Annotated in this window: 3 protein-coding genes; all 3 read left to right on the plus strand. The window is 62.7% G+C overall.

Annotated elements, in window-relative coordinates; genetic code table 11:
- Window positions 1–109 precede the first annotated feature (109 nt).
- The 3 genes from N799_RS13900 to N799_RS13910 are packed head-to-tail and all read left to right on the plus strand — an operon-like array spanning window position 110 to window position 4,467.
- Window positions 110–937 (plus strand): DUF4123 domain-containing protein, encoded by an 828-nt coding sequence (locus N799_RS13900; protein ID WP_036213868.1) that lies wholly within the window; start codon window positions 110–112, stop codon window positions 935–937.
- Window positions 934–3,447: a T6SS effector BTH_I2691 family protein gene (locus N799_RS13905; RefSeq protein ID WP_152597979.1), complete on the plus strand. Its 2,514-nt coding sequence runs from the start codon at window positions 934–936 to the stop codon at window positions 3,445–3,447. Before N799_RS13900 ends, N799_RS13905 begins: the two co-directional genes overlap by 4 nt.
- A 3-nt stretch (window positions 3,448–3,450) precedes the next feature.
- Window positions 3,451–4,467, plus strand: a complete 1,017-nt coding sequence (locus N799_RS13910; RefSeq protein ID WP_152597980.1) for a DUF6708 domain-containing protein — start codon at window positions 3,451–3,453, stop codon at window positions 4,465–4,467.
- Window positions 4,468–4,536 lie beyond the last annotated feature (69 nt).

A 4,536-nucleotide genomic window follows, 5' to 3' on the forward strand; every position in this document is an offset into this window, starting at 1 on the left:
CGCAGCAGAGCGCGACCTTGCAGGCCCCGGCGTTGGCCAAGGGCGAGGCCACGCTGTGCGAATTCAAGATGCGCAAGGCCAGTGCACGCGGCGACGGGCTCGTGGCGGCATGAGCCTCGACAGCTACGCGTTGTTGCGACAGGCATCGTTCGGGCTAGTGGATCAGTTGGCAATCGATGCTCTGCCCTGCGAGTTACGGCTGCAGGTCTTGCGCCCGGCTTGGTTTCGCGGTGACGCCAGTTTGCTGCCGGCGTTGGTGGACCTGCGAGAGCTGTCTACCAGACAGATCGAACACTTGCTGAGTGACTACGATTCGACGCCGAAAGACCGGTCGGCGCCGGCGGTCGCGCAGATTCTTTTCACTCAGGTCGATGAAGGCACGCTACGCGCTCACTTGGCCCATCGCCTGACCGTTCGGCTGAACGGCCGGTCCGCTCTGCTTCGTTACTACGATCCCCGCGTTTTACTGCAACTGACATGGATGCTGACGCAGGCGCAGCTGAGCGAACTATTCGGCCCGGTTGATCGCTTGGCGTACTGGGTCGATGGCCAATGGCACACGCTCGACAAGGCTGATGATGAGCAACCGGCATCGATGGTCGATGCGCAACGGATTGCCCGGATCGGTCTCATCAACGAAGTCGTCGGCGATCAATCAGGTCGTGAAGCGTTGGTGGAGGCGAGCCGCTACGTCGAAACCGCCCTGATCACGGCCGAGCAGCACGGACTGATCGACGAAGACGACAGAATCGCGTTCGCACGCCACGTCATGGATGTGCATCCGCGACTCGATGCACACCCGAAAGTCGCCGCCATGCTGAAGTCGGTCGATCAAAGCAACTCCTATCGGGACATTGCAGCACTGCTGAGCGACGACGACTGGCAGCGTATTGCCCAAGAACTGGAACACACGGCAACCACAAGGACTGTCCAATGACTGCCGACCCAAGCTGCGACTTCTGCAACAAGCGAGGTCTGCCGATTCTGCCGGTGCGCTACGCATTGGCACCGGTTGAAGCAAAAGCGCCGGAGCTGGCCGGCGCATTCAAGATGGACCACGACGTGCCGTTGGGAGACTACGCGCATTACACAACCCGACTGGTCCGCGATGGCTTCGTCTACATCTTTGACGAGGCACGCCGTCGCTTGTCCGGCTACTACGCCACCCCGACGGGACACTTCACACGCTTCGACATCAGCCGGCCGCTGCCACCGGCGTTGAAGGAAGGGGCACCATGCTCGCGCAACGGCCATCCCGAAGTGGCCGGATGCATCACGATCAGCAGTCCCAAGCAGGCGAGTGCGATCTGGATCGGCTATTCCGAGGTGCAGTGGACGCCAGCCGTGCTTGCCAAGCATGAGGACGCCGGTTATCGCGAGCGGCACATGCGCAAGTTCGATGTGAAGGCGTGGCTGGCTTCGCAGAATGCGTCGCATGCGGAAAAGATTGCGTGCGTGGCCGAATGCGTTGCCGAATATTCGCCCGAGGTGGAGCAACGGCGCTTCGGGTTCAGCCCGGCAAAGTTCCACTCGCGTAGCGATCAGGCCGCCGGCCTGAATCAGGCGTCCGATGCCCTGTTGGACGGAATGGGCGTGGTGCTCGCATTGGACGACCCCTCCGGCATCACTCAAGACCTTGCGCAGCTGATGCAGACTGGCGTGCACTCGTTCGTCAACCGGCCCGAGTACAAACGCAAGCTGCAAGTGTCGTCCGCAATCGAGCAGATGCGGCAAGGCATTCGCACCCAGGCCGAGCTGTCGGCGATCGCCAAGGCCCACAGACAGGCCCGGCAAGCCGTGTCCCCCGGCTACGGCGGCGCCGGCTTCGGTGGGGGCGCGGCCAACGCCGGCATGGCGCTGGCGCGGATGTTCAACGACAAGCTGGACGAGGACCTGACAAACCTTGAAGAGCGGCTGCGCAACCTGACCCCGCAGCAACTCGATCAGGCAGGTGACGAGGCGTGGGAGGAGTACGCGGAAAAGTACGACGAAACCGCCCGTGCCCGGTGGCAAGCGTCCTTCGACAAGAAGATGAAGGCGTTCGATCGCATCTTCACCGGCCCGCTCGCACAAGCGCATGCGACTTGGCTGGCGAGCCAGAGTTTGACGTCCCAGTTCGAGTGCAATTTCGACCCCAACGATCCGCACAGCGGAACTGCCTATGCCGTCGCCTTCGCTCTTTGCGTGGAGGGCACCCAGGACAAGAAGGCGAGCTTCGATGCCGTGTTCAAGCAACTGGAAGGCGATCCCGAAGACCCGGCAAACCTGGCCGTGCGGGCATTGCTGCTCAACCAGCAGGGGTTGGCCCAGAAAGCGGCAAACGTGGACGCCGCGACCCTCGACCCGCGTAGCATTCCCTGGGACGCGCTGATCGGCGCCTATGAAGAAGTGCAAGCCGTCGCGGGCACGGCGGCCCAGACCGCGACGGCGCAGCTGCTGATGCAGCTCGGGGCGCCGTTGATGAAGCTCCTCGACAAGGGGATCGACGGGGGCGTGCGCCCCGCCTTGATCGCCTTCGGCATGGCCGGTCAGGCCCCCATCGTCAAAGTCTCGGTGACCGGCGGCAAGAAGGCGTTCCGGGCCGCGATCATCCGGCAATTGCTGGGGCTGCACGGCGGCCGGATCGACCGCAACGCGATGCAGCGGGCGGTCTCCGCCGAGTTGCGCCGCCTGCAGATGCGCGGTGTGCCGATGCACGGCACCGCCAGAAAGACCTTTCTCGTGTTGGCCGACCCCGCCGTGGTGAAGTCAATGCCGTCGGGCCTGAGCGCTCGACAACGCGCGACCTGGGTGGCCGGCAGCCTGCGCACGGTCGAGCAATACGAAGCCACCGAAATGACGCGCTGGAAGACCACGGTGACGCCAAAAGTACGCTTGGGCGCCGCGGCCGTTATCGTGCAGACCCTTTGTTTCAGCAAGGTCGCCGCCGACAAGGACGGCGTGATGGACCACGAGCGGTTCGACTCCATCACCCGTTATTGGGCCAGCCTCGGCGCGGTGGCCGGCACCGCGTCGGAAACCCTCGGCACTTTGGTCAAAAACGCTGCCACTTCCGGGAGTCTGCGCTATGCGCCTACGGCCATGAAGTCGCTTGGCGCCCTTATGGCTAAGTGGGGTGGCCGTGCGAATGTCGCCGGCGGGGTTGTGATGGCGGCAATGGATTTTTGGCAGGGCGTTAAGGCATATCAGGAAAATCAGCCTGGCATGATGGTCTTGTATTTCTCGTCAGCGTTGCTCGGCATCGGCGCAATTTTCGCTTTCGGCGTGAGCTTGTTGCTCGGTGTCGTGGTGCTTGCGTTGCTGTTGATCGTGGTTGTACTGATCGAGCACTTCAAAGACAACAAGCTGCAGGACTGGCTGGAGCGCTGCTATAGCTGGGGCCGGCTGCAGGACTATCCGACCGCGGAGCAGGAACGTCGCGAACTGAAGCTGGCTTTAGCGGGGTAGGGTGTGGATTACGTAGGTCTGATTTTCAAGTTCAAAGTTAATCGTTCGCTGACCGACGAGGAGCGACAGCGACAGCTGCACCAGAAGAAGCGGCTGGAGGCGGAGCCAAGCGATCATCTGGCTGTCGTGGCTGTCAACTCGACCTGCCTTGAAGTCCTGGATCGCTACTACGCGGAGAAGGGGTGGTTGACGCTTTGGGCAATCATAGGGCTCCTACTGACGTTCGTAGGGTTCTTGATTGCAACACTGCCGTTGTTTAGCCACTTTGGCGAAATAAAATGGATGCTCGCATCTGCAGCGATGATGGCCATGACCCTTCCGCTGTTCTGGATCGGTGGATTTCTCCTCCGTAAGGAAGCCTTCGGCTGCACCCACCACCCGATCCGCCTCAACCGCAAGACGCGGACGGTCCATGCCTTCCGCCATGACGGCACGGTGCTGAGCGCACCATGGGAGAAGGTGTTCTTCTGTCTGGGTCGCGACGTTCGCACCTACGGCACCGCCAACTGGGACATCCGCGGCCATGTGCTGTCCGACGACAGTGTCACCGTGCGGGAAACCTTTTCCTTCGCCTCCACCTCATGGGACGAGGAGGACGTTCTTCGTCACTGGGAGTTCCTGCGCCGCTACATGGAGGACGGACCCGAGGACGCGTATCGCCGGACCGAGTACTGCATGCCGGTCAACGGCCGGCGCGAAACCTTCACCGAAGGCTGGTGGCGCATGATGGCGGCAGAGTGGTTCCTGCCCATGCGCTGGCTGGGCTATCCGTTGATCGTGCTGGCCATCTGCACCCGCTGGCTGGCCATGCGATGGGGCAAGGTGCCGCATTGGCCGGCCGAGATCGAGGCCAGCTGCCGTACCGAGCCCGGCGATCCCTACATCAAAGATGCCAACGACAACCCGAAAGACTTTCACGTGAACCCTGCATGGTCCGCAGCCTGGGCTGTCGCGGTGGTGGGCGCGTTTGTCGGCCTGGCCGTCTGGACCGTCGGTTTCATCTTCAGCCCGATCCAGTAGACCGCGCTGCAACCGCCCTCCCGGCCGCCATTCCCTACCGCCCGCACCACCGACGGCCACGGCCTGCGC

The sequence above is a fragment of the Lysobacter arseniciresistens ZS79 genome, from assembly GCF_000768335.1.
In the GTDB taxonomy this organism is placed as follows: Bacteria; Pseudomonadota; Gammaproteobacteria; order Xanthomonadales; family Xanthomonadaceae; genus Novilysobacter; species Novilysobacter arseniciresistens.